At 37.1% G+C, this 24,363-nt stretch carries 21 protein-coding genes; 7 read left to right on the top strand and 14 right to left on the bottom strand.

Annotated elements, in window-relative coordinates:
- Positions 1 to 18: 18 nt before the first annotated feature.
- Positions 19 to 1,182: an MFS transporter gene (locus GJB61_RS05045; protein ID WP_154117396.1), complete on the bottom strand. Its 1,164-nt coding sequence runs from the start codon at positions 1,180 to 1,182 to the stop codon at positions 19 to 21.
- Between the two features lie 136 nt (positions 1,183 to 1,318).
- Between GJB61_RS05045 and GJB61_RS05040 the strand changes: the two genes are divergently transcribed.
- Positions 1,319 to 2,074 carry an exodeoxyribonuclease III gene (locus GJB61_RS05040; RefSeq protein ID WP_154118120.1) on the top strand — a complete coding sequence of 252 codons (756 nt, stop codon included), beginning with the start codon at positions 1,319 to 1,321 and terminating at the stop codon, positions 2,072 to 2,074.
- Positions 2,075 to 2,157: 83 nt separating this feature from the next.
- Here the strand turns inward: GJB61_RS05040 and GJB61_RS05035 are convergent, their stop codons facing one another.
- Together GJB61_RS05035 and GJB61_RS05030 are read right to left on the bottom strand one after the other, a co-directional pair.
- Positions 2,158 to 3,603 (bottom strand): serine hydrolase domain-containing protein, encoded by a 1,446-nt coding sequence (locus tag GJB61_RS05035; protein ID WP_154117395.1) that lies wholly within the window; start codon positions 3,601 to 3,603, stop codon positions 2,158 to 2,160.
- A 98-nt stretch (positions 3,604 to 3,701) separates the two neighbouring features.
- On the bottom strand, positions 3,702 to 4,841 hold the full coding sequence (locus tag GJB61_RS05030; RefSeq protein WP_154117394.1) for a VanZ family protein: 1,140 nt from the start codon (positions 4,839 to 4,841) through the stop codon (positions 3,702 to 3,704).
- A gap of 249 nt (positions 4,842 to 5,090) precedes the next feature.
- Between GJB61_RS05030 and GJB61_RS05025 the strand changes: the two genes are divergently transcribed.
- Entirely contained in the window at positions 5,091 to 5,912 is an 822-nt protein-coding gene (locus tag GJB61_RS05025) for a DUF2785 domain-containing protein (protein WP_154117393.1), read from the top strand.
- Positions 5,913 to 6,151: 239 nt separating this feature from the next.
- Here GJB61_RS05025 and GJB61_RS05020 read toward each other — a convergent pair whose 3' ends face one another.
- Positions 6,152 to 6,589, bottom strand: coding sequence for a hypothetical protein (locus GJB61_RS05020; protein ID WP_154117392.1), 438 nt, complete (start codon positions 6,587 to 6,589; stop codon positions 6,152 to 6,154).
- Between the two features lie 108 nt (positions 6,590 to 6,697).
- Here GJB61_RS05020 and GJB61_RS05015 point away from each other — a divergent pair, with 108 nt between their 5' ends.
- The 4 genes from GJB61_RS05015 to GJB61_RS05000 all read left to right on the top strand — a co-directional run bounded on the left by GJB61_RS05015 (position 6,698) and on the right by GJB61_RS05000 (position 13,272).
- Positions 6,698 to 7,672: a CgeB family protein gene (locus GJB61_RS05015; RefSeq protein ID WP_154117391.1), complete on the top strand. Its 975-nt coding sequence runs from the start codon at positions 6,698 to 6,700 to the stop codon at positions 7,670 to 7,672.
- 613 nt (positions 7,673 to 8,285) lie between these two features.
- Complete coding sequence (locus tag GJB61_RS05010) at positions 8,286 to 9,626, top strand: nucleotide sugar dehydrogenase (RefSeq protein WP_154117390.1); 1,341 nt, start codon at positions 8,286 to 8,288, stop codon at positions 9,624 to 9,626.
- 104 nt (positions 9,627 to 9,730) lie between these two features.
- Entirely contained in the window at positions 9,731 to 10,474 is a 744-nt protein-coding gene (locus tag GJB61_RS05005) for a glycosyltransferase domain-containing protein (protein WP_154117389.1), read from the top strand.
- Between the two features lie 245 nt (positions 10,475 to 10,719).
- Positions 10,720 to 13,272, top strand: coding sequence for a glycosyltransferase (locus GJB61_RS05000; RefSeq protein WP_154117388.1), 2,553 nt, complete (start codon positions 10,720 to 10,722; stop codon positions 13,270 to 13,272).
- A 23-nt stretch (positions 13,273 to 13,295) separates the two neighbouring features.
- On the opposite strand, the gene GJB61_RS04995 is transcribed toward GJB61_RS05000, so the two are convergent.
- From GJB61_RS04995 to GJB61_RS04950, 10 genes are all read right to left on the bottom strand, one after another.
- On the bottom strand, positions 13,296 to 14,309 hold the full coding sequence (locus GJB61_RS04995) for a GDP-mannose 4,6-dehydratase (RefSeq protein ID WP_154117387.1): 1,014 nt from the start codon (positions 14,307 to 14,309) through the stop codon (positions 13,296 to 13,298).
- Between the two features lies 1 nt (position 14,310).
- Positions 14,311 to 15,633: a UDP-glucose dehydrogenase family protein gene (locus tag GJB61_RS04990; protein ID WP_154117386.1), complete on the bottom strand. Its 1,323-nt coding sequence runs from the start codon at positions 15,631 to 15,633 to the stop codon at positions 14,311 to 14,313.
- Between the two features lie 12 nt (positions 15,634 to 15,645).
- Positions 15,646 to 16,593, bottom strand: a complete 948-nt coding sequence (locus GJB61_RS04985; RefSeq protein ID WP_154117385.1) for a glycosyltransferase — start codon at positions 16,591 to 16,593, stop codon at positions 15,646 to 15,648.
- Positions 16,594 to 16,767: 174 nt separating this feature from the next.
- Positions 16,768 to 17,430, bottom strand: a complete 663-nt coding sequence (locus tag GJB61_RS04980; protein WP_154117384.1) for a glycosyltransferase domain-containing protein — start codon at positions 17,428 to 17,430, stop codon at positions 16,768 to 16,770.
- Positions 17,431 to 17,635: 205 nt separating this feature from the next.
- Positions 17,636 to 18,730, bottom strand: coding sequence for a DegT/DnrJ/EryC1/StrS family aminotransferase (locus GJB61_RS04975; RefSeq protein ID WP_154117383.1), 1,095 nt, complete (start codon positions 18,728 to 18,730; stop codon positions 17,636 to 17,638).
- Positions 18,731 to 19,705 carry an NAD-dependent epimerase/dehydratase family protein gene (locus GJB61_RS04970; protein WP_154117382.1) on the bottom strand — a complete coding sequence of 325 codons (975 nt, stop codon included), beginning with the start codon at positions 19,703 to 19,705 and terminating at the stop codon, positions 18,731 to 18,733.
- Between the two features lie 16 nt (positions 19,706 to 19,721).
- Positions 19,722 to 20,678 carry a Gfo/Idh/MocA family protein gene (locus GJB61_RS04965; RefSeq protein ID WP_154117381.1) on the bottom strand — a complete coding sequence of 319 codons (957 nt, stop codon included), beginning with the start codon at positions 20,676 to 20,678 and terminating at the stop codon, positions 19,722 to 19,724.
- Positions 20,665 to 21,777, bottom strand: coding sequence for a DegT/DnrJ/EryC1/StrS family aminotransferase (locus GJB61_RS04960; protein WP_154117380.1), 1,113 nt, complete (start codon positions 21,775 to 21,777; stop codon positions 20,665 to 20,667). Before GJB61_RS04960 ends, GJB61_RS04965 begins: the two co-directional genes overlap by 14 nt.
- Positions 21,778 to 21,791: 14 nt before the next feature.
- On the bottom strand, positions 21,792 to 22,487 hold the full coding sequence (locus GJB61_RS04955; RefSeq protein WP_229521485.1) for an acyltransferase: 696 nt from the start codon (positions 22,485 to 22,487) through the stop codon (positions 21,792 to 21,794).
- A 21-nt stretch (positions 22,488 to 22,508) separates the two neighbouring features.
- Positions 22,509 to 23,438: a glycosyltransferase family protein gene (locus GJB61_RS04950; protein ID WP_154117378.1), complete on the bottom strand. Its 930-nt coding sequence runs from the start codon at positions 23,436 to 23,438 to the stop codon at positions 22,509 to 22,511.
- 182 nt (positions 23,439 to 23,620) lie between these two features.
- Here GJB61_RS04950 and GJB61_RS04945 point away from each other — a divergent pair, with 182 nt between their 5' ends.
- Positions 23,621 to 24,280: an acetyltransferase gene (locus GJB61_RS04945; RefSeq protein WP_154117377.1), complete on the top strand. Its 660-nt coding sequence runs from the start codon at positions 23,621 to 23,623 to the stop codon at positions 24,278 to 24,280.
- Positions 24,281 to 24,363 lie beyond the last annotated feature (83 nt).

Genomic DNA, 24,363 nt, shown 5'->3' with positions numbered 1-24,363 from the left:
CACATTTTAATAGAACTACTATACGGATGACCCTATCTTGGAGGATTTCCTGCCATAAAGACGATGAAGAATCAGGCCGAAAACCATCCCTAGGAAAGACATGACGGACATAGACAGAAACAGGGTCTGCCCCCCAAGCGCTTCATAAAGGGCACCGCCCGCATAAGAGGCAATAATACCGGATACCCCAAAGAATAGCAGGGCCAATACTGTTTGGCCTGTGGCACGCCATTCCTCGGGCACAATGCTGTACAGGTATTGAATCGCTGCCGAGTAGAAGATCGGGAAGGTCAGCAATTGGAGGATTTGCAGATAAGCCAGCAGGTGAGGATCAGTTATCCAAGCTGAGAGGAAAAAGCGGATGAAATAAAAAGCGCCGGCGAGTGTTATTATGATTAGCTCTTTGCCCTTGCGCAGCCACCAGAAGCTTAAGGCAAATACAGCAATCTCACTGCTTGCTGCCAGGAAAAAGGATTGTCCGACCAGCTCGGGACTCCCGCCAAGTTCACGGATATATACACCGAGAAAAGTATCATTCATCCGTGCCGGAACGGAGCTGATAAAAACAAGCAGCAGGAAGAGAAGTGTCTCTTTATTGCTTAAAAAATGTTTGAGGCTGCTCAGTGTGACGGGCTTCCCTGTAACGGGAGCATCCGGCATAAACCAGCTTACCAGAAAGCCTAGTAAGCCAATTCCAGCGAAGAGCAGGGCCAGACTGTGCGCGCCAAAATAAGACATGACGTATCCAGTAAGCAGTGCGACTACACCATAACCAAGCGCACCGTAGGTACGAATTGAGCCATAGCTGATCCCGGAAGCCTCGGCTATCCGAAAGTTCAAGCTTTCTGTGAGTGGATCAATCGGCATCAAGAAAAAATAGAGCAGCATAGCATATAATATAAGCAGTACATAGCTGGTGGAGTCATATAACAGATAACCGGTTATTGCGGAGCACAGCAGCAGGACTAAGAGCACTTTACGGATGGTTTTGGTTCTGTCGCTGATCATTCCCCATAAGGGCTGGGCAATAATCGTTACAAAACCACCTGTACCCATGATGAAGCCAATCTGTGCCGGATTTAAGCCTTGGTCGTCCAAGTAGACGGGCAGAAAGGGAATAAACATAGCCAGCAATGCAAAATATAAAAAGTTAAAGCCGCGTAATAGATTAGGTGCTTTCATAAGCGTGTTATACCTCACGTATTTTCATAGGATTATTTGAGCCAATTCTGATATTGTATCATGGATAGGTCAACCAATCTGTTGATATTATGCTAAAATGGGATAAATCTTAGTAAACAGCAAGGAGATAAGAATGATGAAATTGATATCTTGGAATGTAAATGGTCTTAGGGCCTGTGTAGTTAAAGGATTTAATGATTATTTCAAGGAAAGCGATGCCGATATATTTTGTGTGCAGGAGACAAAGCTTCAGGAAGGCCAGATTAATCTGGAGCAGGCAGCCGACTATCATCAATATTGGAATTATGCGCTGAAAAAGGGGTATTCGGGAACCGCTGTTTTCACCAAAATCAAACCGCTTTCCGTAAGATATGGCTTGGAAGAGGATGCAGAAGCTGAAGGTAGAATTATCACATTGGAATTCGATAACTTCTATTTAGTGAATGTGTATACCCCTAATGCCAAACGCGATCTGTCGAGACTGGAGTACAGAATGGACTGGGAGGACCGGTTCCGGACCTATTTATTGGAGTTGGATAAGCTTAAGCCGGTTGTCGTATGCGGAGACTTGAATGTGGCTCATGCAGAAATCGACTTGAAGCATCCCAAGCCTAACCGGGGGAACTCTGGATTTACAGATGAAGAAAGAGGTAAAATGACCACATTGCTGGATGCTGGGTTCATCGATACCTTCAGACACTTTAACCCGGAACTAGAGGGTGCCTACACCTGGTGGTCCTATATGCTAAAGGTCAGAGAACGGAACGTGGGTTGGCGGATTGATTACTTTCTAGCATCAACAAGGCTTGCAACTTCATTGACGGACGCAACGATCGATTGCAACATTATGGGGAGTGACCATTGCCCGATAGTGTTAACCTTAAGTATCTAATTCTACGCTTCTGTATAGTAAAGGCCGAAACCTTGGGAAAAGGGTTTCGGCCTTTTTTGTCTGTTGCGAGGTTGAGTGGGTGATTAAGCTCTTCCCATTATCATTTCCGCTTCAAGCGGACCGAAGGCAACGTTGACTCGCTGCGTAAGAACAATCGTATTCTCCTCGATCTTGATATCGACGATGAAGTTGAAGGGGGTCTCAATATATTGGAGTGTCAGTTGGAGCACATCCGCCGCTGTCCATGTAAAGCTGGACATGATGCGATTCTCTGTACTGTCAAGCACACTGGCAAAGCTCTCCACCCAAGTACCACGACCCGCATGAATGATATGCTCACCAAGTTTATTGTGTAAAGTAATAATGGATTCGTGTTCGCTGAAAGATATAGAGAAAGAGCTCCATTGCTGTTCGTTATCATCTAGTTTGTACAGTTTGCCTTCCAAGACTTCCTCTAGCGGTGAAGACGGCTGTTGTTGGGGAGGATCGATTGACAAAGCGCTTAATTGGGCAGTTAGGTCTGAGACCCGTTTGTCGTCTGGTAGGAATATCGGCTCTTGCAGCATTGCAGGCAGCAGATGCTCCCAGACAGCGTTCATTATCGCCCCCATATCACCTGTGCCACTTGTGATAGCTATAACGGCATCTTGCTCAGGCAGGACGATACAGAACTGTCCGAAGGCTCCATCACCACGGTAAGCTCCGTGACGACATTGCCAGAACTGATAGCCATAGCCTTGCGCCCAATCATTATCGCCACCATCTCCGTTGGAGATTTGTTTGGAAGTGGCTTCTTCGATCCAAGCTTCGGACACGATCCGCTGGTTGTTCCAGCTACCCTTTTGCAAATATAGCTGGCCGAATTTGGCGATGTCCTCGGTAGTGATGCTTAGGCCGAATCCTCCAGTGTTGATTCCACGCGGACAGGATTCCCAAGTTGCATTCTGTATTCCCAGTGGAGTAAACAGTCGTGGCTCTAAATAATCCAGCAGCGTCTGACCAGTGAACTTTTGGAGTATGGCTGACAGCATATAGGTGGCTCCGGTGTTATAAAGGAAATGAGTTCCTGGTTCCTGTTCCACGGGAACCCCGAAAAATGCTTTAACCCAATTTCCATCCTCACTTTGACGTAAGGAATCTGTCGTATCTATTGTATGGCCTGTGCCCATCATCAATAGATGCCGGACCTTCATCTGGGCTAAGTTAGTGGAAATCTCTTCAGGAGTTTCATCAGGAAAGAAAGAAACCACTAAATCGTCGAGCGAAAGGAGGTGTTCGGCAACAGCGAGGCCGATCGCTGTAGAGGTGAAGCTTTTGCTAAGAGAAAATAGCATATGCGGCAGTTCAGGCTTATACGGTGCCCACCAGCCTTCAGCCACAACGTGACTATGCCGAAGGAGCATGAAGCTGTGCAGCCCCAAATGATTGCTCTGTACCGAATTAAGAAAATTGGATATTGCTGATGATGAAATACCTTGTTCTTCCGGTTGGCTTCTTGGTAATTGAAGATTAGCACTTACAGTTGTCATAATCTCATCCCCTTATGAAGAATTTCACATTATCCATTTTATAACAACTTATGCCTTGTACACTATGTAAAAATTAATTTAAGTTATTAAATTCTCGCTTACCCGTCAATTGGTTTAGTTAATGTATCTGAATCTGTGATAAGTTGCTGCTCCGGCCACGAAATGGCATGTGAGGTACGGCTTAAGCGTTCGTAAAGCAGCTGATTGTTTTTGGTGAGTACTCGTGAAATCAGATGGATTAAGAATAAAGAATCGATAAGCAGCACCAGGATTTGCAGGATCAGGGTTAATGCCGCAGAAAGATTGTCTATTACGAACGGCTCAAATAGAAGTGTATGCAGCCCGAACAACACCCAATACAGCAAACCATACCTCACGATAAGACTCCCTAATGAGATTCTTGGACTGCTGCCTGTTAGTTGAATGCGCACGATCCATTTGCCCAGCGTCCGACCGTTGGTCAGATATGGAATCAGCATGAAATAAATACCAGTTGCGATCCAGAAAGCCCCTCTAATGTGCAGGGGATAGAGCAGGAGTAACCCTGCTATCCACATACTGCTATCGAGTAGAAAAGCAATTCCCCTTCTCGTATAAGTGATCCTTTTAGCAGACAGATCTACTTTTGAATCCAAGTGCTCGATACGTGGAAGTAAACCGGAAATCCAACTGGCGATTTGAAACCCAATAATTCCACCGAGGGTATTTATGATTAGATCATCAACATCAAATACGCGGTAGGGATAATCAAAGTAACCGTAAATGCCCGTAATTTGCGTGATCTCAAAAAACAAGGAGATTCCAAAAGACAAGAGAATACACACTACCCAGCGTGTACGGAAATAGTAGCTAAGGAACATCCCGAAAGGCAGCATTAGCACCATATTAAATACTACCTGGAGAAAGGTAGGTTCGCTTAATATAGAGAGAGAGGTTGCCGGTTGATCTATTGAAAAGTTGGAGTCCTTTACTATATCCTGAATGAAATATAACGGAATATGCTGGATCTCGTTAAATGAGGGTAGGGAATTATGCCGGGAAGCGGGAAGCGGCAGCATGACCAGATAGAAAGCATTCATTAGATAGAGCAGCAGCAAATACAACATTAGCGCCCTAACTTTGTTGATATAGCCGTGTCTGCGGTATTGCACGATTAAAAAGGGCAATGTGAAGAGCAAAGCTGCAAGCGGAAAAGTTAAAAAGGCATAGGAAATTGGAAAGAGATACGAGTGAAACATTTTTCACACTCCGAAATATTTATTTTGTAGAAATTAGATGGATACTCACTAACATAAAAGCTTACGTAGTTGTATACCCAACTTCCATGTCCCTATAATCATACAGTAGGTTGGCAGGCTGGGTATAGTTCACTTTAGAAAGATGTCGCTCTATTGTGGAATTGTATCTGATCCTGTGTGTACCTTATAGTAAGGGTAGAAACCCTTAAAAAAAGTTAGTTCGGTAAATTTCTAGTAGGAGCGTGTGAAATGATTTTAAAAGAAAAGTTAATATTAATAAAAGAAAATGGCTACCAAGCACCTCCCGATCCATTCCAGTTGATACAAGAAATGATAAATAACATCGGTTCTTTGGATGCTGAGCTGCGTGATGAGCTAATTTATACGACCTTATCACATTGGATTCCTGGTAATTCTCTAACTCCAAACGAACTAGAACTACTTCTACCAGTGGTTTTGGATAGCAACCATTTGCTTTTTAAGCTTGGTGAAACAAATACAGACTCCGTCTTCACTAGATCTTTCTCTATGCTAGTTATACCGCTCCTCCTCATGAGGCATAGAGAATCACCATTTCTCTCAAGAGAGCAAATTCAGCAGATAAAAGAGAAAGTATTTTACAATATACAAGAAGAGCGAGATTACCGTGGATATGACGAAGAAAAAGGCTGGGCTCATGCCATAGCCCATGCAGCAGATGCTATAGACGATTTGGCTCAATGTTCCGAACTAGATAAAAATGACCTCTTAACCATCCTCGATTTGGTTTACGAAAAGATGACCACAACAGATCGAATTTACTCCGATGGGGAAGATGAGAGAATGGTGAATTCCATAATTAGTGTTTTAAATAGAAAAATACTTAGTCAGACCTATGTAGAGCAATGGATTCAAAGCTTTGGTAATGTGGTGAAAAATACAGAATTTCTCCCTGCCTTTAAGCAAAAAAATAATATAAAGAACTTTTTGAAAAGTTTATATTTTCGAGTTAAATTTCACAAAGAAGATGCCGATCTCTGCCCAACTATCGAGCATACCTTGTATAAAGTGGAAAGAGTATACTATTCCTAATTATTTTGCAAATACATAATCTAATCTGTTTCATGTTCAACTGTTTTAGCATTCGTAGCTATTTAGGTGAATAGTATATTATAGGTTCTTTTTTTTGAATCATTTCTTTTCATCTGCAAAAAACTCCTAAAGTAGAAGGTATGACTTCTACAAAGGAGTTTTTACTTTGATTCATAAAAAAAGTACATTGCTGAAAATTTACATACCTACACAGAGTCAGCCTAAGAAGCTTAATAAGTTTATGCAGGTGCGTATACTTTTGCAGTAATATTGACTGGACCAGTTATAGTAATATCTCCCTGGAGATCCTCTGGATTTGAAGCAAACACTTGAAATGTATGAAATCCTACTGAAATATTCGTAAGAATTGTCTGGAACGTTGTGGTCATTACAAGCGGTTCATCTTCATCGTTTGAAATGGACTCTTGCTCAGTACTACCAACAACGACTCCATCTAGGAGGATTTGAAGGAAGAGTGTTGGTTGATCTGGTGGTGTAGCAAAAACGTTTGTCACCTGCCAACCTACTGTAGTAATGAGTTCTACAAAGTTGGTTGCAGTTGGAACATTAATACCAAATTCTAAGATCAACGTTGATGTTGCATTTATTGGAACAATAACTCCATTGTCTAAATTTGTCTGGATGCTTCTAGCAAATTCAACTAAGGCATGTGCCATATTTTCACCTCCACTTATTTTATTACTCATCATATGGCTTATTTTATTTAATGTTTGTGACAATGTCCTATTACACAAAAATTCTCGAATTTACAAGGGAGGAAGAAAATGAAAATTCTTTTTATTACTTCAGGTTTTAGAGCAGTTTATTACTTTTTTGAACAAAGTGTAGTAGAAGCATTTCAGAATGCAGGTCACTACTGTGAACCTTTCATATTAAATAAGGGTTTAAATGCATTAAAACTTATGAAACAATCTTTGCAGCCAGATCTTATTTTAGCAATGGCCGGTTTGAAAATCTCCAAACCTATACTAGAATTCTTAAAACAAACAAAAGTAAAATCAGCCATTTGGATGACGGAAGATCCTTATTATATGGATTGGACCCTTCCGCTTAGCACATATTTTGACTACATTTTCACCATCGATCAAGCTGCATTAGAACAATATAAAAGACTTGGGCATCCATATGTTTATCATCTTCCGCTAGGAACAGATCCGGAAATATTTCATTCCAAGCTAGTCTCTGAAGAGTATACTAGTGATATTTGTTTAGTAGGAGTACCCTATAGTAATCGAATTGAGCTTATTGAATTTTTGTTAAAGAGAACTGACTTTTCAATTCAAATCGTTGGGAGAGGGTGGGGTAAGCATAATAATGAATGGATGAAAAATTTAAATCGAGATTTAAATTTAGTGAATGCCTGGGTAAAGCCTGAAACAGTTGTGAATTATTATAATGGTTCAAAAATTGTTCTAAATATCCACCGCCCTTCTGATGAGAAATACAATAAGAATCGTATGGGCATTATTGCCAAAAGTATCAACAACCGTACCTTTGATGCTGCCAGTTGCGAAGCATTTCAACTTATTGATTTTAAAGAAGAGTTGGTAAAGCATTTTGAGGAAGGGAAGGAAATTGTTTCTTTCGAAGATCAAAATGATTTACTTGAGAAGATTCATTATTATATTGCACATGACGAAGAACGCAAACAAATTGCTGTAAAAGCAAGAAAACGCGTTGTGACTTCACATACCTTTCAACATCGAATCGATCATTTGCTGATGAAGGTTCAATCCTAAATTGCCGTAACTACGGCGAATGTTTTGGACATCCAGCCGCTGTTGTCTCCGGATTTCCTGATTTATACCGCTTCTAGCGGATAAAATCAGGAGACAGCATATGCTCCGATGCGAGCTTTCCTTCGGAAAGCTTTCGGGCGGATGCTTTCGCTCTTCCAGTTCCCAAAATCCCCCCCTCCCCCCGTAACTTTGACTTCCATCAGTCCTTCTTCAACTTCGTTTTGTGTATTATTTTCCAACTGTCCCCACCTCCTGACTATGTGTAGAAGCAAGCTGAATCAGCTGCCGCACATGTTCATCTACCAGCGAGTAAAACGCCAGCTTTCCTTCTTTGCGGTATTTAACCAGGTTTAATTTTTTTAGCGTCCTAAGATGAGAACTAGATGAGACTAATTCACACGCTAAATTAGTCTTATATCCTATTACGTTTTGATTATCAATACATAGTATGAAAGTATACAGCACTAGGGGGGCGATATTGATTGACAAGGGTATCCATAATCATGGCTAGTTACAATAAGCCTGTTATATCACGAAGTCCATTCCATCCATTTTAGCTGAAAAATAATGTAATTATAAGTAAAAAAATGTAGAAAGAAGGAAGGTTTTAGAATTGGAGAAGACCTCACCATATTCTAATTTAAAAGAAAAATTAATTTCTCTAAAGGCTAAAGTTGGCGTAATTGGACTTGGCTATGTAGGGATGCCTTTGGCAATTGAATTATCAAAAAAAGGTTACCAAGTTTATGGAATTGATATTAATGTAGAAAAAATCAGTAGATTAAAGAACATGGATTTCTATATTTCAGGAGTAAATAAAGAAGATTTACACGAAGTGATAAACAGTAAAAAATTTATTCCTACAAATGATTTTTCAGTAATTTCATCTTTAGATTCTATTAACATTTGTGTTCCTACTCCTTTAACAAAGGATAACATCCCGGATATGTCGTTTATAAAATCAGTAGTTGAAGAAATAAAACAATATATGCATAAAGAATTACTCATTATTTTAGAAAGTACTACTTATCCGGGTACAACAGAGGAATTGATCGAATATGAATTGACCCAAAAAGGATATAAAGCTGGCGAGGATTATTTTCTTTGTTTTTCCCCAGAAAGAGTAGATCCTGGTAATGGAAAATATAATACAAAAAACATACCAAAAGTAATTGGAGGAAAAACAAAATTATGTACTGAAATAGCAACCTTGTTATATAAGGATGCCATTCAATCACTTGTGACTGTTTCTTCCCCTAAGATAGCCGAAATGAGTAAGCTTTTAGAAAATACATTTCGCAGTGTGAATATTGCATTCATTAATGAAATGGCGATGTTATGCGAAAAATTAGAAATAAATATATGGGAAGTAATTAAAGCGGCGAGTACAAAACCCTTTGGTTTTATGCCATTTTCTCCTGGCCCTGGTGTTGGAGGACACTGCATTCCTCTTGACCCTATGTACTTATCATGGAAAGCAAGAGAATTAAACTTTTATAGCCGTTTCATAGAATTAGCACATGAAATAAATCATTATATGCCGGAGTATGTGTTAAATAAGGTTGAAATAGCACTTAATAATGTTAATAAATCTGTCAGAAACTCTAAAATATTATTACTAGGCATGGCGTATAAGCCGAATATTGATGATTTACGGGAATCTCCTAGTCTTTCTATCTATCATACATTAAAAGAAATGGGCGCTTTAGTTGAATACAATGATCCTTATGCAACCCAGTTTACAGATAATGAAGGAAATATTGTACATTCCATTGAATTGGATCATCAAAATCTTCGTAATTTTGATTGTATTATCTTATTAACAAACCATAATGTTTATAACTACCAAGAGATTTCGGAAAATTCCAACTTAATTATAGATACAAGAAATGCCTTTAAAAATATAGATAAACCTAACATTGTAAGGATCGGAGATTCTCCTCCAGGTTGCTGAGCTTCATTCAGCATAACAGGTACCTGGCTCAGAACTTTTGCGTTAGCAGACGCTGTGTAAGTGGTACACTTTTAGATTAGCAAACACACTGGAGGTATTTACTAATGGAGCAAAACAAAATATTATATCAATCTAATGTAGGTACTTCAGTCGGTCAAATTAATAAAAATAAAGTTGTCGTTTATACTGCTATCACAGCTAATTATGACAATCTATATGAACCCCAGTATAAATCCGATAAATTTGATTATGTATGCTTCACTGATAATCCGGATATAAAATCAAATTTTTGGAAGATAATACCCTTCCCGCGTCAGAATCTTGATTCAACAAGAAAGGCAAGATATGTAAAAATACAACCTCACTTGTTTTTTCAAGACTATAACTACAGTGTATGGGTAGATGCAAATATTACTATCGTTGGAGATCTACACGAGTTGCTGCAAAGTTATTTGAAGGAATCTTCACTTGTCTTTTTTAGGCACTCTGATGGAAGGAACTGTATATATCAAGAAGCAGAAGTTTGCATACGGAGAAACAAAGATGACAAAAATGTCATTCTTGCCCAAGCTGAAAGATATGAAAAAGAGAGATATCCAGAAAATAATGGCCTTATTTCTACTGGAGTAATTCTAAGGAGACACAAGGATCCAAAAATTATAGAAACAATGGACGCTTGGTGGAATGAAGTTGAAAACTTCAGTAAAAGAGATCAGATGAGCTTTAATTATATCGCTTGGAAGTATAATACCCCTTTTTCTATTCTCGATGATTATATTAGGGATAATAAATACTTCAAATGGAGAATTCACGATCATGAGACAAATCAAAAAAAATCTTTGATCTAATGTCAATACGAAGTATTAAAGTCACGAAGAATGAATATTTCGGTGGGATAGAGCCATTGAGTTAATAAGTGAGAGCCACCCGGGGAGGGGGCTCTCTAAGCGAAAGCTGTTACTTGCGAGTCCTTTCCGTTTCCGCATGGAATCCAATATGGTGCCGGCAATAGCTAAGTCGGTTAAATGGTATTCCGTGAACATTGAACAGCTCGATGCAATGCTAATGTTCAAAGAAAAAGGGTGATATTAAAATGAGGTTCGGTGGTAGCGATAAATTAACAATTCAATCCATATTTAAGGAAGTAAAGAATAACTTCACATATGAATTCTGGGTTAAGCCTGAAGCAACTCATAAAATTAGAAAAGAGTCAGTTATAGGTGCTTCAGGTATTTCAGATCAAAGGTATGTTATTGCAGCTGGTTATGGGGGCGACAATGAGTCTGCTGGAACAGGAGTGTCAGTAGGGACGAATGGTGTTTCAGTTTTTGAACATACAGCAAATCATCTGCCAGCTACTTTAGTATATGAAACAAGTATTACTGACTGGACTCACATTGCAATTGTTTATCGTGATAAAACCCCATATCTTTTTATTAATGGTGAGATTAGAAAAATGGGTTTGAAAAGCCTGAAAACAAATGTTTTTGCCTCAGGGATAATCGGGGGTCTGAGTAATTACGGTTTTTTTATTGGTGAAATTACTAATGTTAGAATTTGGGATTATGCTAGAACAAGGAGACAAATTTACGAGAATATGAATAATGGAATGACTGAAAAAAAACCGGGCTTAATAAGTTTAATTTTAGAAGAAGACAGACTGAATAATCAAAATCTAATAAGTAATGATGAACGTAATGAAACTAATACTGAAGAAATTGATGTAATCATTTGTGTGCATAATGCTTTAGAGGAAGTAAAAGTATGTCTCGAGTCATTAATTGCTAAGAGAACATTAACCTTTAATATTATTATAGTTGATGATGGCAGTAACAAGGAAACAAGTAGATTTTTAAGGGTATATGCTGAAGTCTATAATTGTAAGCTTATTAGAAATGATTATGCACAAGGATATACAATTGCCGCTAATATAGGGTTGCTGGCATCATCTTCTAAATATTGTGTGTTACTTAATAGTGATACAATCGTTACACTTCGCTGGTTAGAAAAGCTAATTGCATGTATGGAATCTGAGAAAGCTGTAGGTATAGCAGGTCCTCTTTCAAATGCAGCTTCTTGGCAATCCGTACCAAAATTGTTTGAACAAAATGATTGGGCAAAAAATTCACTCCCAGAAAAAATGAACTTGGAACAAATGTCAAATTTAGTGGAAAACCGGTCAGATAAATGTTATCCAGAAGTTCCACTTTTAAATGGATTTTGTTTAATGGTTAAAAGAGAGGTTATAGATAAAATTGGTTATTTTGATCAGGAGACTTTTTCGGAAGGATATGGCGAAGAAAATGATTATTGTATCCGAGCAAAAAATGCTGGCTTCAAACTAAAAGTAGCCGATGATTGTTACGTGTATCATTATAAATCTAGTAGTTACACGAGTGACCAAAAAAAATTGTTAAAAAAACAAGCAGATAAGCTAATTTGCAGAAAGTATTCCAGTAAAAAAATAAGAGATTGTATGACAGTTTTAAAAGAAAATAAGGAACTAAACACTTTGAGGGAAAAAGTTGAACATACGATAGAAAACGGTGAAAAGTTAAAAAGAAGTAATATCTCGATTTTATTTATTTTGCCAACAAAAGGAGGAGATGGAGGATCACACTCAGTTGTACAGGAAACCATGGGACTTCGTACGTTGAATGTAAATGCAAAAATAGCCAACAATCTTAACTATAAGATTCCATTTTCTGAAAAATACTTAAATTTTGATGAATTTTGTGTTTATTATAAAAATCAAGATGAATTAATTCGCCTTTCTCAACACTTTGACATCGTAGTAGCTACCGTATTTACAACGGTGAAAATGTTAAAAAACATCATCGAATGTCACCCCTATATAAAACCCTCCTACTATATACAAGATTATGAACCTTTGATGTTTGATAAAGATCATCATTGGTATAAAGAAGCGATAGAATCTTATACATTAATTCTAAATAATAATGCTTTTGCCAAAACGAATTGGATCCGTAATATAATAAAAGAAAATCATGGAATTGAGGTTTATAAAATTGCTCCGAGTTTAGACAACATGCTTTTTAAACCTGCAGTGACAATAAATAATAGTAAAAAAGATGTTGTTCATATTGTGGCAATGGTCAGGCCAAAAACTCCTCGAAGATCGCCTAAAGAAACAATGAATGTGTTGAAAGCGATAAAAGAAAAATATAATTCAAAAATAGAAATTTCTATATTTGGTTGCTCTGATAATGAATTGAACTCTTTAAATGTTCCTTTGAATTTTGATTTTAAAAATCAGGGGATACTCCATAGGGAACAAGTTGCAGAGCTTTTACAAGACTCCAATATTTTTATTGATTTATCAACTTATCAAGCTTTTGGACGTTCAGGATTAGAGGCAATGGCAATTGGTTGCTCTACTATCCTTCCAAAGATAGGAGGAATATATGAATATGCGGTACATGGATACAACAGTTTTTTAGTTGATACTGCTAATAATGAAGAGGTTATTCATTTTATAAGTTATTTAGTAGAAAATAAAAGTATAAGAAATAAATTTTTCTTAAATGGAATAGAAACTGCTAAAAATTATTCGATAGAAAAAGCAAGTCTTTCGCAGTATCAATTTTTCGATAATATATTAAATAATAAAGAAAAAGGGAATTGACAGAATACACATAAGTCAATTCCCTAATTCATGTCCACTTGATTGTAATATTGATTATACCAGGTTATAAATTTGTTGATACCGTCGTCAATTGATGTATTTGGTTTAAAGCCTACATCTTCAAATAAATTTTTTATGTCAGCATAGGTTTGGTACACATCCCCTGCTTGCATTGGATAATATTTTTTAATCGCTTTTTTACCAGTTGAATGTTCAATCGCTTGAATTAAATCTATTAATTTTTCAGGTTTATTATTCCCAATATTATAAACCTTGTAGGGTAAGGTTTTATTAAATATTGCAGGAGAGTTTTCTATAAGTCTAGTGACACCTTCAATAATATCATCAATATAAGTAAAATCCCGGTACATATCTCCATTATTAAATACTTTTATCATTTTATCTTCAATAATAGCCTTTGTAAAAGAGTAATATGCCATATCAGGTCTTCCATACGGACCATAAACTGTGAAGAAACGCAATCCGGTTGCAGGTATTTTATAAAGGTGACTATAAGTATGTGCCATTAGTTCATTAGACTTTTTTGTAGCTGCATATAAACTAACGGGTTGATCCACCATGTCTTCTGTTGAAAATGGTATCTTTTGATTAGAACCATACACAGAACTTGAGGAAGCATAAAGCAGGTGGCTTACTTTGTGGTGTCTACACATCTCGAGAATATTGAAGAATCCCACAATATTGGATTGTATATAAACATGTGGTTTCTCAATGCTATATCTTACACCTGCTTGTGCCGCCAGGTTGATTACTATATCAATGTTGTTTTTTGAAAACAAGTTTTCAAGATAGTCCCTGTCAATTAAATCTGCTTTATGGAAAGTGAAATGATCAAAGTTCTTCAATATGTTTAAACGGCTAAGTTTAAGGTTCACGTCATAATAATCGTTCATGTTGTCATATCCTATTACTTTGCAACCCATGCTCAATAACTTTTTAGAAAGGTGCATACCAATAAAGCCGGCTGCACCTGTAACAAGATATGTTTTTGTGCTATCTACAGGTTTTAAATTCATTTTACACACCTACACCATAGTATTTAAATCCTTTTCCAGTTAATTCTTGTTTATCGTAAATATTTCTAAAATCAAAGAAATACTTTCCACTATTTAGTTCATCATATTTATCAAAATCCAGGTTTCTGAATTCATTCCATTCAGTGAGAATCAAAGTAGCATCCGTATTTGTAATAGCCTCGTAAGTTTCTTCACACCAAATCAGGTTATCTTTTATGTCATGAAGACGCCATGTACCTTCTTCACGTCCTTTTGGATCATATACCTTTAGCTTTATACCATACTTCACTAATTCTGGTAAGATGACTAATGAAGGTGCTTCCCTCATATCATCTGTATTAGGTTTAAAAGTAATCCCTAGAACCGCTATAGTTTTTCCCTCAACTTCACCCAGAGCATCCACGATCTTATCTACCATTTTAAGCTTTTGTCTTTCATTAGCTTTTATAGTAGCTTCTATTAAAGAGAGAGGTTCACCGCAATCCGTGGCAATTTTAACGAGAGATCTGGTATCCTTTGGAAAACAGCTTCCTCCATAACCAGGACCTGCATGTAAAAATTTGGGGGAGATGCGTCCGTCCTTTCCCATTGCTTTAGCTACTTTTTGAACGTCAGCCCCCACCTTTTCACAAAGATTAGCTACTTCATTAATAAAGGTAATTTTCATGGCAAGAAAGGCATTTGATGCGTACTTAATGATTTCTGCCGTTTCAATGTTCGTTATGACAAAAGGAGTTTCATTGATATATAGGACTCGATATACTTCTTTCATTAGATTGATAGCTTTTTCATTTTCAGCACCAATAACTACTCTATCGGGATGAGTAAAGTCTCTAACTGCAGATCCCTCTCTTAAAAATTCAGGGTTTGAAACTACGTCGAAAGTATAGTTTACCCCTCTTTCGTTTAGAGCATCTTGCACCAGTGACTTGACTTTTTGTCCTGTTCCTACGGGTACAGTCGACTTATTGACAATCACCTTATATCCATTCATGTAAGTAGCTATACTCTCGGCAACAGTAAGAACATATTGAAGATCAGCACTTCCGTCATCTGCTGGCGGTGTTCCAACCGCAATGATGATAATGTCATTTTTTTCTACAGCATCCTGGATATTAGTTGTAAAATATAGTCGTTTATAATAATAATTTTTTTCGACCATTGTTTCTAATTCTGGCTCATATATGGGAATAATACCTTGTTTTAAACGAGCAATTTTGTTTTGATCAATATCAACACATGTAACTTTATGGCCAAAGTCTGACAGGATTGCTCCCGACACTAAACCAACATAACCTGTACCTACTACGGCAATTCTGGACATTAATTACACCTCTTATACACCTTTTAAGTAGTAGATATTTAATATCTGATCAAACTTTTTTGCTACAGTATTATAATTGTAGTTCTCTAAAATATAAGGCTGTATCTCACTTAAATACTTTTGTCTTTGTTCCTCATCACTAAGGATGGAAAGAGCCTTTTGTAATTCATTTTCATTTTCGACAATGGCATAATCTAACTTGAACTTACGAAGTAACTCAGAATAAGCAGCAGAATTTGATACAATTGTGGGAATACCATTTGCAATCGTCACTAGCAATCTGTTATTGCTCTTTTGTTTTTCCAAACTATCGTGAGACAAAAAGCATAGACTATAACGTTTTAGATTATTAATAAATCCTTCATATTTCCATTCTATTAACTCAACATTGTCTAATTTAATTTCTTTATTGCCTATAACACCTATTGAATATTTAGGTTGCACGGATATATAATCAATTGCCCACATTGCTGATTCTAAATTACCTAGTTGGTGATTACCAAACCAAACTACTTTTCCGTTAAACGGTGAAAGGGAAGGGTTCAATTGTTCAACATAATCGATACCATCATTCAAAATGCAACAAGGTTTACCTAGCTTCAATTCCTCTATCCGCGCTTTTTGAGTTTCATTTGCAACAGTAATTAAATCAGCTTGCTGCGCAACTTGGTTAAATGATTCTCTGGCATCATCGTACTGCCGTCCTACCACATCATAGATGAGAAAAACCTTTCGTTTCTTTTTTTGATTTAGAATTTTTATTAAATTTTCTTGTGAAGCGGATTGATTCACAACAATAATGTCAGCATTCTCCGGATCATCAATATTAGCTATATACTTGTTGGGAAATAACTTTTGAAGATGATCTATTAGATATAAAGCCCGAAGTCTTGATGTGGCATTTTTTATAAAAGGCCTTCTTTTGGGGATAAATGTTATCTTAATCGGATTTTTTTCCACTTTTACTCCCCTTCCAAAATAGTCTCATATAATAATATGCGTTAAATTTTGTTATGCTTAATTAAAATACCTAAACGGTCTGCAAAATATATTCAAGAAAAGGTTTATGGGGACGAGTGGACGCGTTCAGTTAATGGTAATGCATCGTCCGATCGCAAGAAAATCGTGCTCGCATTATGAATTATTTTTATGTTTATACCCAATGATATAGGGATTTATACGAATTTGTTGGCCAATTTTGATTTCATTTGCAGTGATTCCCAATTTCCACAGACAAAACACTAGAGAACACTGATCTCGTTCGCTTCCAGTAGCGATTTCGTTCCACCAAAGTTCATTCAATTGGTTTATTTTTTCCGTGTTTTTTCTAATAATAAATCCACTCTCAAATAATCCATAATCACGAGGAAATCCTTCATTTAGATACTTTATTTTTACACGGTCCGCAATTTCGGTGCTTACTTTGTTGACTTTTAAACAGTGTTCTAATTCTTGATAGGTGCAGTTTCGTCTTGGATGCTTGTATAAGGCAATATCTTGGCCCTCTAGACATTCCAATATCATCTCATAAATATCTTTTGCTTTTAATTTAAAATTTGCATCCAAATAAATGCTTAGGTCATGTTCTGGTAGAAATTTATGAGATAACAATTTGATTAAGCGAGCCATTTTTCTTGGGCTTTCAAATTGTTTTTCCAATACTTTAATCGTCCAATTTTCAGACTTTATGCTCGGGTCATCCGTAAACAGAATATAATCCACACTTTTATCTATACATAAGGGTTCTTTAACGGAATCATGATTACCAAATAATGAAGTATAAACAACTACCTTCATAGTATGCCCTCCTCGAGTCTATTAGCGAATGATCGCTTAAGATAACTACGTACCACATAATGTCCAAAAGAGGATGGGACGGGTTGTCCGAAAATAGCTGGAGTAGTTGTCCAGGACCGTAAACCCGTCAAGGCCACGAAGCGTTCATTTAGCCTTGACGGGTGTTTTCAAATAGAAGAAATCGGCAGCCAGCCCATTGGACTGCTTAATCCTCGAGAGTCCTCACATATTTTTCTATTATGTTGCTAATATATTTGTGATCCACGTTATCATAACAAGGAAGAGTTACGGTATTTTTTTCAAGATATTTTGCAATTGGCTGAACACTATTATACTTGTTCTTATAATAAGTAGTATTGCTCAGGCAATACGTTCCTATTGTGGATTCAATTCCATTTTCCGATAAATAAGCGATTAAATGATCTCTATTCATCCCTTCGGGAACCATAAAAACGAGGGATTGAATATTATGAATCACATTGTCCAGCGAATTTTGCCTTTTAAAACCTAAAAGATGGAGTCTCTTTTTATACTCGTCAGCTATACTGTTCCTACTTTTCACAATTGATTCTAATTTATTTAATTGTTTTATTCCCATTACTGCTTGAAGCTCCGATAGTCTGTAATTATATCCATAATTAATGAAGTCAGCTATTCCATCTCGGACAATCGCTCCATGGTTTAATTTAACACTCATAATTTCCGCGATTTCTTTCTTATTGGTTGTAATCACTCCTCCTTCGCCAGTCGTAAGCAATTTCCGAGGATGAAAACTAAAACAGGTAAGATCTGCGATTTTACCTACGTTGACTCCATTTTCACTGCTCCCGATGGCACAAGCAGCATCTTCAATCAACGGTATTTGATGTTTTTCACATATCCCTTTTATTTTAGATATTCCGCTTGGGTTTCCGAACGCATCCACAAATATGACTGCTTTTGTTTTTTTGGTTATTTTCCTTTCTAGTTCTTCCGATTTCATATTGAAAGTATCCTGATCCACATCCGCAAAAATTGGCATCGCTCCGATATCCTCTACAACATTTACGGTTGCCGGAAAAGAAAAGTCGGATACGATCACCTCGTCTCCCAATCCTACTCCGAGTGATTTTAAGCACATTGACAATGCTGTAGTCGCAGAGGTGGTCAGGAAGGCATGATCGACTCCTAAATAAGTTTTTATTTCCTGTAAGAATTTGTTTACATATTCTCCTTTGGTAAAAGTTCCTGATTCAAATATTCTTTTGAAATCTTCTTCAACTTCTTGAAAGGTAATATAAGGTTTTATTAATTTTATCATTTAAGAACATTCCTTCTTGTTATATATTTCTTTATACCATCGCACCGTTTTTAATAACCCTTCATCAAAATCCACTAAATTAAAATCAATCATCGACTTGATCTTTTGATTACCTGCATGATGACAGGCTACATCTGCCGGTCGACAATCTTTATATAAAATAGGACCTTTATAATTGAGGATTTTTGATATTTTTAAGATAATTTCTTTAATTGCAATGTGATTACCGGCTGCAATATTTACACAATCTCCACGTTTAATCACATCATAAACCTTGATTATAGAATCGATTGTATCTACTACATAAATATAGTCTCTACTTTGTAGACCGGTTCCATGGATTTCCGGAGCATCACCATTTAACAATTTCATAATCGTTGCAGGAATTACTCCTGATAGAGGGCCTTCATAATTTTGCCTAGGACCATAATTATTAAAGGGTCTGACGATAAACGCATCCAGACCGAACATGTTAACATAACTGTGTAACATGGTGTCAGCAGCGGCCTTGCCTGCAGCATAGGCCGTAGTTGGAAGTATCGGATGCTGTTCATCCATCGGCTCATATTGTGCGCTGCCATAAACCTCAGATGATGAAAAGTGACAGAGTGTTTTAAATGCTCCTTTTCTCTGTAACTCAAGCAGATTATTTAAAACGATCACATTTGTCATATAGGCATTCGATGGATTGATAAAGGAATAATTCAATGCCTTGGTGGCACAGTTGAAAACAATATCAATCTTATGTTTTTCAATTATATATTCCAGAGAGCCTTTTAATTCGGCATCATCTACATATAAGACCATTCCCTTGGACAATGCGTCTGATAAGTTTTCTCTGTTTCCTAAAAACATATTGTCAACAACTATGACTTGTTTCGCTTCATTCATCATTAATTGTTCTACCAAGTGACTCCCTATAAATCCCGCACCGCCGGTAATTAATATCGTGCTATTTTTTATTTTAGGCCTCATAGTCTACCTCCACTTGTTACTTGTTCCCCTCGATGTATGCTCTAATCATCTGTGCGACTTCCAAGGCTTGGGATGCTTCTTCAGGTCCTACAATGGAACATTGCTTCATTTGAATGGATTGCACAAAATGATCGATTTCAGCAAAAAGGGGTTCAGTGTTGGGAACGATGATCTTTTCAACTATACTTTCTTGTCGGTAGGATAGATTTTTTTCTATAACAGAATCCACTTTTTGATAGATAAATAACTCTTTGGTCATATAGTCAGATTTGATCAACCGATCTCTTTCGGTGATCGTCAACGTCCTTACTTTTTCCTGAGATAAGCGGTTGGCTACCAGATTTGCTATGACCCCATTTTTGAAAGTAAGCACAGCATTAGCCACATCCATCTGCCCAGATTCTGTCAGGCTATAACCTACCGCAGAAAGGCTTTGAATCGGACTTCCGACCAAACTTAAGACAATATCAATGTCATGGATCATAAGGTCAAAAATAACATCTATGTCAATCACTCGGTTGAGGGCCCCTAATCGCCTCGTTTCAATGGAAATCATTTTGGGGCGATTAATAATTTTGTTTAGCTGTTGGATTACCGGATTGAATCTTTCCACATGCCCTACCTGAACAATGACATTCTTAGCCTTGATTAATGGTTTGATTTGTTCCGCCTCTTTCATCGAACTGACGAATGGTTTCTCAACCAAAACATGTTTTTCTTCCTGCAATGCCTGTTGGATGAAAGTGAAATGTAAACTGGTTGGAACAGAAATGATTACTGCATCCACTTTTTTTAATAATTCACTAAATGACGAAAAAGGACAAACATCGTACTCCTTAGCTATTTTCAGGCACTGTTTCATATCGTTATCATAAACACCAACAAAATGGACATTTTTCATCTTATCCAGGGTTCGGCAATGATTCATGCCCATAATTCCGACTCCGGCTACCCCAATATTAATTAATTCCATTACTATCACCCTTAAATTCTTTAATTGAGGATATTACATAATCTTGTTCGTATTCTTTTAACGTTGGATAAAGCGGCAGGGCCAGGATTTTTTCCGAAACCTTTTCTGCTATTGGAAAGTCTCCTTTTTGATAATGGAGTCCATGGAAGGCAGGTTGAAGATGAAGGGGGAGGGGATAATAGATACCTGTAGCAATTTTTCTATGGTTTAGGTATGAGGCTAATTCGTCGCGATTGTCTGTTTCAATGCTGTATTGGTGAAAGACGTGTTCCCGATTCTTCACTGTAATAGGGGTTTTAACCAAACCTATCAACTTTTCTGAGTAGCGGTTCGCAATTTCTCTCCTTTTTTGATTCCAATCATCTAGTCTCTTCAATTTCACTTCTAATATGGCTGCTTGGATTTCATCTAACCGACTGTTTAAACCGATATCAGAATGTACATATTTTTTTTCGCTTCCATGATTTCTCAATACTTTAATTTTTTCATATAAATCCTTATCACTCGTTACTACCATACCTCCATCTCCATATGTTCCAAGATTTTTGGAAGGGAAAAACGAAAAACAACCTGTATCACCAAATGAGCCTACTTTTTTTCCATTAAAAGTGGCTCCGATGGATTGGCATGCATCCTCAATAACCTTTAAACGATATTTTTTCGCTATTTCCATAATCTTTTCCATATCTGCCGATTGTCCAAAAAGGTGTACAACCATAATTGCTTTCGTTTTTTTTGTTATCGCTTGTTCAATCAAAGCGGGGTTCATATTATAGGTTATGGGATCAATATCGACGAAAACGGGCTTTGCTCTGACACGAGCAATAACCTCTGCTGTGGCAAAGAAGGTAAAGGGGGGAGTAATGACTTCATCTCCATCCCCAATAGACATGGCTTCCAATGAAAGAAGGAGTGCATCTGTCCCATTCGCAACCCCAATGCCATAAGAGGTCCCTACGTATTCGGATAACAATTTTTCAATTTGCTTTCCTTTATCCCCTAGAACATAAGATCCACTTTCCAGAACTTCATGAACTGACTTCTGTATCTCATCCTTTACACTCTCGTATTCCGCCTTCAAATCCAATTGAGGTATCATTTGTTTTCAATCCTTTACAAGGTATTTTTATCCGGTACTTTTCTTGCTGGGTTTCCTACAACTGTCTCAAAATCCGGCACATTTTTTGTCACAACGGCCCCTGCACCAACCACAGTATTCCTACCTATAATGATGGCAGGTAACAATGATGCATTATTCCCTATTTTTGCTCCTTCCTTAATATAAGGACCTCTCAATGTAAATTCTTTTGCTCCCATATATTTATCATTGGACATGGAAACGCATGGACCAATGAAGACGTGATCTTCAATCGTAGTATCTGCCGTAACATAAGCTAAGGTTTGGATGGTGCAATGCGAACCAATTGATGTATTTAATTCAACCATGGCACCTCGACCTATGACAGTATTCGTTCCAATCCGTACTTTTTCACGGATACTTGCTTGATCCCCAATGAATGCTTCTTCAGAGATTATAGTTCCCGTGTAAATCGAAACATGATTTCCTATTTTGACATTAGATTTGATCTCAAGTGGAGGTAAAGTAGTCTCCGTTTTTCGCATATTTGCATTTCCACCGGGATAAACCCCGATAATACAGTGAGATCCTATCGTTACGTTATCCCCAATTCGGGTATTTCCCAAAATAGCCGTATGATGCCCGATAGAAACGTTTTTTCCTAATACGACACCCTCCTGAATTACGACCAGTTCACCTATATTTGCATTCTCTCTAAATCTATCGAACATTTGCATCCCCGCTTTCTTATATCAATTGTGAGTACCTAAGATACCCTTAATCATATCTACTAACTCTAAGGCACGTACCGTCGCTGAATGTTTTGTATGAACCATTTTATAACCTTCATTTGCCATCTTTGCCCGTTCTTGATCATGGGTTAAATAGAACTCAATCTTTTCCAAAAAATTCTTTTCATTAATAGAGGCAAAGTGTACATCTGGTATAAATCCTATATCCTCTAGCTCTTTTAAGGGTGGCGCAAGCAAAAGAGTGTTGCAAGCCGGAACTTCAAAATACTTTGCTAATGGATAATGGAAGGTTGAATCACATGTTAAAAATAATTTTGCTCGATTAATTTCCTTAGCATATTTTTCTCCTATAATAATATTTTTCCTGGTTTCATCCTGGTTTTCGTAACCAGGGTGTGGATGATAAACAAAAAAAGGCTTATCTATTAAAGCATCATACATGATTTTTCTTAACGGATAATACCTCCTTGCTACCCCCATCATTAAACAATCGATGTCTTTAGGTAACCCATAATCTTTAAAGACCTCTTCATTGGCAAAGTGAGGCAGCCACCTCATTATTTGGAGATATTTGGGATACCTATTTATAAAGTAATCTCGACAAAGTGTAAAAATATATGGAACATGATTCTGCTCAATAAAAAGGATGCGTTCTTGCACGAGTCGATGAAGATCATACATGAAAACACCGAATGGGATATTAAGAGAGGAGAGTCCAGTGATGACGGGAGAACGATTGTCAACCGGATCATTGATCAATATAAAATCCGGCCTAAACCTGATATGATTCAGGATATTTTGAATATCCCCTGGCTCACTCCATAGCACTAAATCGATTACCTTAGACAATGCCTGAGAGAGATAATATGGATGTCTTTCTGTCTTTTTGGAAAAATCACGGCTAATATATAATATCTTGAGTTTTTCCATAAGTTACTCCTTTCAAATTAGTCAATACAATCAGCTCATGACAAATCTATCTACAAGTTTCAAAATTATATTATGCATTGGATGTTTAACATTCCATAGACATGAATGGAATTTCCGATTAAACACATTTTTAATGTCTCATACATTAATATAACTAATAGACTTTCAAGGAGTGTGTAATAATGACAATCAGACCCATTGTTATCTTAGGTACAGGTGGAAACTGTATTGATATTTTGGATACAATAAATGACATTAATGCTATTCAATTAAAATATGAATGTGTCGGATTTCTTGATGATAACCCAGATCATTGGGGACAAAGGATTGCAGGGTTACCCATTCTTGGCCCGCTTCCCACTGCCAAAGATCTTCCTCCATCGCATTTTATTGTGAACGGTATAGGAAGTCCTCGGAATTTTTGGGAAAAAGAATCTATTCTAGCAAAGACGAAAGTCGGTATCGAAAAATTCGAAACTATTATTCATCCTACTGCCCATATATCAAAAATGTCTGATATTGGTCGGGGTACGGTTATTTTCCAGAATGTCACGATTACATCAAATGTTAAAATTGGTGAGCATGTAATTATCCTTCCAAATACAGTGATAAGTCACGATGATATTATCGGCGATTACTCCTGTATTGCTGGTGGAGTTTGTATTTCCGGTGTTGTTGCAATTGGTAAATCATGCTATATAGGAACAAATAGCTCAATAAAACAAAATGTATCAATAGGTGATTTTTCACTTGTTGGGATGAATAGTGCCGTTTTGCGTGATGTTCCGAAAAACAATGTAGTTGTTGGTAACCCAGCAAAATTTTTAAGATATACCCGCTGATGTGGCCGGGGGGAATAGATACAATCAGTAGCCTTTTCTTTCAAATTAAGTGACAATGATTAAATTTGAGACATAAGTTAATT

Origin of the sequence: Paenibacillus monticola, assembly GCF_009664975.1 — a bacterium.
Lineage (GTDB): Bacteria > Bacillota > Bacilli > Paenibacillales > Paenibacillaceae > Paenibacillus_AQ > Paenibacillus_AQ monticola.
The sequence above is the reverse complement of the archived record's forward strand: the minus strand, read 5'-3'. Positions and strand labels throughout refer to the sequence as shown.

Coding starts and splice junctions, on each gene's coding strand:
- GJB61_RS04955 (WP_229521485.1), bottom strand. CDS start 22,487: ATGTTCGATAGATTTAGAGAGAATGCAAATATAGGTGAACTGGTCGTA.
- GJB61_RS04970 (WP_154117382.1), bottom strand. CDS start 19,705: ATGAGGCCTAAAATAAAAAATAGCACGATATTAATTACCGGCGGTGCG.
- GJB61_RS05020 (WP_154117392.1), bottom strand. CDS start 6,589: ATGGCACATGCCTTAGTTGAATTTGCTAGAAGCATCCAGACAAATTTA.
- GJB61_RS04975 (WP_154117383.1), bottom strand. CDS start 18,730: ATGATAAAATTAATAAAACCTTATATTACCTTTCAAGAAGTTGAAGAA.
- GJB61_RS04945 (WP_154117377.1), top strand. CDS start 23,621: ATGACAATCAGACCCATTGTTATCTTAGGTACAGGTGGAAACTGTATT.
- GJB61_RS04950 (WP_154117378.1), bottom strand. CDS start 23,438: ATGGAAAAACTCAAGATATTATATATTAGCCGTGATTTTTCCAAAAAG.
- GJB61_RS05025 (WP_154117393.1), top strand. CDS start 5,091: ATGATTTTAAAAGAAAAGTTAATATTAATAAAAGAAAATGGCTACCAA.
- GJB61_RS04990 (WP_154117386.1), bottom strand. CDS start 15,633: ATGTCCAGAATTGCCGTAGTAGGTACAGGTTATGTTGGTTTAGTGTCG.
- GJB61_RS05030 (WP_154117394.1), bottom strand. CDS start 4,841: ATGTTTCACTCGTATCTCTTTCCAATTTCCTATGCCTTTTTAACTTTT.
- GJB61_RS04980 (WP_154117384.1), bottom strand. CDS start 17,430: ATGAAGGTAGTTGTTTATACTTCATTATTTGGTAATCATGATTCCGTT.
- GJB61_RS05000 (WP_154117388.1), top strand. CDS start 10,720: ATGAGGTTCGGTGGTAGCGATAAATTAACAATTCAATCCATATTTAAG.
- GJB61_RS04995 (WP_154117387.1), bottom strand. CDS start 14,309: ATGAATTTAAAACCTGTAGATAGCACAAAAACATATCTTGTTACAGGT.
- GJB61_RS05015 (WP_154117391.1), top strand. CDS start 6,698: ATGAAAATTCTTTTTATTACTTCAGGTTTTAGAGCAGTTTATTACTTT.
- GJB61_RS04965 (WP_154117381.1), bottom strand. CDS start 20,678: ATGGAATTAATTAATATTGGGGTAGCCGGAGTCGGAATTATGGGCATG.
- GJB61_RS05045 (WP_154117396.1), bottom strand. CDS start 1,182: ATGAAAGCACCTAATCTATTACGCGGCTTTAACTTTTTATATTTTGCA.
- GJB61_RS05040 (WP_154118120.1), top strand. CDS start 1,319: ATGAAATTGATATCTTGGAATGTAAATGGTCTTAGGGCCTGTGTAGTT.
- GJB61_RS05005 (WP_154117389.1), top strand. CDS start 9,731: ATGGAGCAAAACAAAATATTATATCAATCTAATGTAGGTACTTCAGTC.
- GJB61_RS05035 (WP_154117395.1), bottom strand. CDS start 3,603: ATGACAACTGTAAGTGCTAATCTTCAATTACCAAGAAGCCAACCGGAA.
- GJB61_RS04960 (WP_154117380.1), bottom strand. CDS start 21,777: ATGATACCTCAATTGGATTTGAAGGCGGAATACGAGAGTGTAAAGGAT.